The following is a 4,819-nucleotide window of genomic DNA, read 5'->3' as shown; positions in this document are numbered from 1 at the left end:
TAAGCTCAGGGTCGCCGCATACGGCAACGGGTTTGTTCCTTAACTTAGGATTATATAAACACTCAATTGAGGCATAAAAATTATTCAAATCGGAATGTAAAATTACCCTGTCCATAGTCTAAACAAATGTTTAAACATATTTTAGTTTATGCGCGCTAAAATGTCAATATGAATGGGCTTTTTAAATTATGTAAATTTTTGGTAAGAAATTAAGAATAAAAAGAATGTCTTAAAATTAAAACGCTTGGTAAGATTGTCTTTATAAAATTGCCGAAAAGTTTTTTAATTTGTTGGAGATGACATTGACCGTTACATAGCAAACGCCGTTTTGGTCAAAATTGATGTCCAATTGAAGATTGTCCACGTCCATATAATTATTAAACAGCAAAACCAAATCGCTTTTTAAAACTTCGCCCAGCCTTACGGACGAAGGGCTTACTTTATCCACAGTCAATACTCTTTTTAGCCTTTTGACGGCCAATTCTTTTTTTTGTTTGCTCATGCCCTATCCCATCCTTTTTAGATTGCGTTTGATTTTGCCCAATACGCCCTTGAACTTTGAGGTGCAGTCATACATCTTTTTGGTCCCATAATGAAGGTTATGCGCCAAAATATCAAACGCTTTTTGGGCCTCAGACCCGCTTTTGAGGCGCGCGCCCATAGATGTGTAAGCCGATATGTCGTCGCTCTCGGGCACAACGCCCAAGGGCATAACGCCCAAAAGCTCTATAATGTTGTCTATATCCAGCATTTCGTAATTAAGTATAAGGTCGCCCCTTACCCTGTTGATAATCAAAGACATGCTGCCTATCATATAATTGTTTAGAATGGATATCACTTTGTCGGCGTCCCTTATTGACGATATATGCGGCGTCGTTACTATGATTGCCTCGTCGGAGGCGGCTACCGCCCTATGAAAACCTACCTCAATGCCCGCCGGACAATCCAGCAAGATATAGTCAAAGCTCTCGGCAAGACAATTGACGATGTATTTTATATTGGCGCCTGTCACTTTTTTGGCGGCTTGGCCGTGAGAGGCCAGCGTGCATAAGTTGTCATACATGGTATCGGGTATTAGCGCTTGTTTGACCCTGCATCTATTTTCAATGACATCAATAATATCATAGACAATCTTGTTTTCAATGCCCATAGCCACATCAAGATTGTTAAGACCTATATCCGTATCAATCAGCACAGTCCTAAGTCCCATTTTGGCTAGCGACATTCCCAAATTAGCGCAGACCGCGGTCTTTCCCACGCCGCCTTTGCCCGAACAAATCACTATCTTGCGCGCCATACGCCACCTCAAAGACTTGGTCTTAATACAGAACCATTATATATTTTTAAGTATTGGTCGTAAAGGCGGTTTTTGTAAGATAATGTCATTCGACAAAAATATCAAATAGTTCCCTTAAACCAAAAGTTTTTATATAAATCAAAAAAGCCGTATGTGTTATACGGCCAAAAACGCTGAATAGAAAATTGCGGATTTTAAATTTCAAAAGAATATTTTACTGATAAATCCCTCTAATACCCGTAAAAATAGAGGCAAACAAAGCTATCGCAAAAATTACTACCATTATTATAAGGTTAACCATTGCCCTTTTGAATTCGGGCGAACGGGAGTTGTTTTTTATCATAGTAATGATAGACATCATTATGCTCAAAAACGCGCCCGCGGCATAAATTGAAAACGCTATGACCAAGGTCAATTGGGACTGGAAAACAAGACCAAATATAAGCACGATTGAACACGCGATTATAATTAAACCGACAAGCTGTCTTAATCCGAAATTCCTAAAATATTCCGTTAAAAAATTGCTTTTTCTTCTGCGTCTTTTTACTTTTACCCTTTCCATTATTTGCTCCTAAATTTGATTATCTTAACCAGCCCAAGAGATAAAACACCGCTATTATTATAACGCTTATCACATAAATAACAAACCATATCTTCCTGTCTTTATCGCTTTGGCTCGCTACCCATTCATACGCAAATACAATAGCAAAGAATAGCGCTATTAACGTTATGATTCTGGTTATTGTATCAATTAGGCTTTTAAGATTGGTAAACTCGCCCAAAAAATAATTAAGCAAAATCAGCGCGGCGAGCACTACCACCGCTATCATTGATAATCCGTTCCAAAACCTTTTGTTTTGGGCCATAATTCTTTACCTCAATTTTTTAATTATTTCCTCTGCTGCCGGGCTTTATGAGCGGAATGCCTTGCTCGCAGATAGGGCATTGGTCGGGCTCGTAGGAAGGTATATCCAAGCTTATCAAAGACTCAAACTTAACCCCGAAGTCAACTTTGCCGCCGCTTCTATCCACTATAGCGCCTACGCCCACGACTTCGCCGCCCAAATCTTTTACAAGCTCAATCACTTCCTTGACGGACCCGCCCGTAGTGACCACATCCTCGGTCACTAAGACTTTAGTTTCCTTAGGTATGGCAAAACCTCTTCTTAATTCCATTTTGCCGTTGACGCGCTCCGTGAAGACATTTTTGCATTTTAGATAACGCGCCACCTCATAACCCATAATTATGCCGCCGATTGCGGGGCTTGCCACAACATCAATATGTAACGAACGGAATTTTTTGGCAAGTTCGGAACAAAGTTTTTCGGAATGAGCGGGATTGACAAACAATTTTGCGCATTGCATGTATTGGTCGCTGTGTCTTCCGCTGGTCAGCAAAAAATGACCTTTCAGTATCCCGCCCGAACTCTCAAAAATACTCAAAACCTTTTCTCTGGAAATCATTGATTTTAGTTTTTACCTCGCTTTTAAATCGCCGACAATTGTATTTACATCCTGTATTTTACAGTCGGCCATTAGTTTTGTCAAGCCGTCAAGGAGCGTAACGGGCGCGTAAGGATCCATAAAATTATATGTGCCCACTTGCACCGCGCGCGCCCCGCAGAGCATAAATTCCAAAACATCTTTGGCGCTGGATATGCCGCCCATTCCTATTATGGGAATCTTGACGGCGTTATAAACATCCCAAACCATTTTAAGCGCTATGGGCTTGATAGCCGGGCCCGAAAGGCCGCCGATTGTGTTGGCTAAAATAGGCTGCCTTGTATATATATCCACCGCCATTCCGCTTACCGTGTTTATTAACGATATGGCGTCCGCGCCGTAATCTTCGGCCGCTTTCGCGTTTTGGGTTATATCTTCAACATTGGGGCTTAACTTGACTATTAAGGGTTTTTTGCAAAATTTTCTTACGCTGCCGACTATATTTTTAATGGATTCGGGCCTTGTCCCAAACGCCATGCCGCCTTCTTTTACATTGGGGCATGAAATATTTAACTCTATCATGTCAATATCGCAATCGCTTATGGCCTCGGCAAGACGGCAATAATCTTCTACCGCGCTGCCCGCTATATTTACTATAACGACGGTATCCAATGTTTTTAGATAAGGCAATTCGTATTTGATAAAATCTTTTAAACCCGGATTTTGTAGCCCGACGCTATTAAGCGCGCCCATAGGCGTTTCGGCTATTCTTGGGGTGGGGTTGCCCAGCCTTTTTTCATAAGTTAGGCCCTTGGTGCAAAAACCGCCCCAAATATTGACATCGTAAAAATCTTGATACTCCCTGCCAAAACCGAAGGTTCCGCTTGCGGCTATTAACGGGTTTTTGAATTCTATGCCGCAAATATTGACCGATAAATTCATAGCGCCACCTCGTCCAGCATAAATACAGGCCCGTCAAGGCACACCCTTAGGTTTTCTATGCTGTCGCCTTTCTTGACTTGGCATGCGCACACCAAACAAGCGCCCACGCCGCAGCCCATGCGCTCTTCCATAGACACATAAACGGGAACTTTGAAATTGGCTTTTTTTACCGCCTTTAACATAAGCAACGAACCGCAAACCAATACTGCGTCAAAATTGTTTTTCTCCAAATCTTCCTTTAGGGCGTCAATAGAAAATCCGCAAGCGCCAAAACTTCCGTCCTCGGTGGTAAAGCAAGTTTTTTTGGATAGTTTGGCAAACTCGTCATACAATATCACATCGTCGCGGGACTTAAAGCCCATATAAGAATAAAACTCTATTTCGGGATAAGAGGTTATGACGGGCAAAAGCGGAACGACGCCCAAACCGCCTCCAAGAAGCGCCACTTTTTTGTAAGTTTTGGGCAATATAAAACCGTTGCCCAAGGGCATTATAGCTTTTAGGCTATCGCCTTCTTTCATTTGGGAGAGGATAAGCGTTCCCTCGCCTACCACGGCATAAACTATGCTGCAGTAATGCGCTGTCATTTCCAAAATTCCCAAAGGCCGTCTCAAAATTTTGCCGGGCACTTGCAAATGCAAAAATTGGCCGCCTATAAATTTGGGCAGCTGTTCTTGACAGCTAAACTCCGTCTTGAAAACATTTCGGGCAATTTGCTTATTGCTGGTTATTGTCAAAATATAGTCTTTCATTTTATGACCTTATTCAAATCGTCTTTCATATCAAGGCAAGCGTTATAAGCGGCTTGGGCGTAATCCATGCCCTTGTATTTTTCTTTTTTATACGCGCAAATTATCCCGCGCGAGGAGTTCACGATCGCGCCCAATCCGTTTGAGTCAAAGCACGCTTTTAAGTCTTCCGCCGCGCCGCCCTGCGCGCCATAGCCGGGCGCCAAGAAAAATACGCTGGGATATAACTCCCTTAAAGCCTTGGCTTGTCGGGGATGGGTAGCGCCTACTACCGCGCCCACCTTGGAATAGCCGTATTTGCCTATTAAGCCTTGCCCTAGATCGCTAATAAGCTGGCCCATATGCTGATAAAAAGGCTTGCCTGAGGCAAGTTCTTGGTCTTGCAACT

At 42.6% G+C, this 4,819-nt stretch carries 9 protein-coding genes; all 9 read right to left on the bottom strand.

Annotation, left to right across the window (positions count from 1 at the left end; translation table 11 throughout):
• Window positions 1-115, bottom strand: a 115-nt coding sequence (locus tag GX756_04690; GenBank protein NLC17159.1) for a hypothetical protein, incomplete at its 3' end; no start/stop codon positions are given.
• Between the two features lie 144 nt (window positions 116-259).
• A complete protein-coding gene (locus tag GX756_04685; GenBank protein ID NLC17158.1) occupies window positions 260-502 on the bottom strand; it encodes a cell division topological specificity factor MinE in 243 nt (80 codons plus the stop codon).
• A 3-nt stretch (window positions 503-505) separates the two neighbouring features.
• A complete protein-coding gene (minD, locus tag GX756_04680; protein ID NLC17157.1) occupies window positions 506-1,297 on the bottom strand; it encodes a septum site-determining protein MinD in 792 nt (263 codons plus the stop codon).
• Window positions 1,298-1,511: 214 nt separating this feature from the next.
• A complete protein-coding gene (locus GX756_04675; protein ID NLC17156.1) occupies window positions 1,512-1,859 on the bottom strand; it encodes a hypothetical protein in 348 nt (115 codons plus the stop codon).
• A 19-nt stretch (window positions 1,860-1,878) separates the two neighbouring features.
• Window positions 1,879-2,163: a hypothetical protein gene (locus GX756_04670; GenBank protein NLC17155.1), complete on the bottom strand. Its 285-nt coding sequence runs from the start codon at window positions 2,161-2,163 to the stop codon at window positions 1,879-1,881.
• A 19-nt stretch (window positions 2,164-2,182) separates the two neighbouring features.
• Window positions 2,183-2,761 (bottom strand): orotate phosphoribosyltransferase, encoded by a 579-nt coding sequence (locus GX756_04665; protein ID NLC17154.1) that lies wholly within the window; start codon window positions 2,759-2,761, stop codon window positions 2,183-2,185.
• A 12-nt stretch (window positions 2,762-2,773) separates the two neighbouring features.
• Window positions 2,774-3,682: a dihydroorotate dehydrogenase gene (locus tag GX756_04660; GenBank protein ID NLC17153.1), complete on the bottom strand. Its 909-nt coding sequence runs from the start codon at window positions 3,680-3,682 to the stop codon at window positions 2,774-2,776.
• The gene (locus GX756_04655) at window positions 3,679-4,434 is read right to left on the bottom strand and encodes a dihydroorotate dehydrogenase electron transfer subunit (GenBank protein ID NLC17152.1); all 756 of its coding nucleotides are present in this window, start codon (window positions 4,432-4,434) and stop codon (window positions 3,679-3,681) included. The genes GX756_04660 and GX756_04655 overlap by 4 nt, the downstream gene beginning before the upstream one ends.
• Window positions 4,431-4,819, bottom strand: a 389-nt coding sequence (locus GX756_04650) for an orotidine 5'-phosphate decarboxylase (GenBank protein NLC17151.1), incomplete at its 5' end; no start/stop codon positions are given. The genes GX756_04655 and GX756_04650, both read right to left, overlap by 4 nt.

The organism is Clostridiales bacterium, assembly GCA_012512255.1.
In the GTDB taxonomy this organism is placed as follows: domain Bacteria; phylum Bacillota; class Clostridia; order Christensenellales; family DUVY01; genus DUVY01.
Note: the sequence above shows the minus strand (reverse complement) of the source record. Positions and strands in the feature narration are given on the sequence as shown.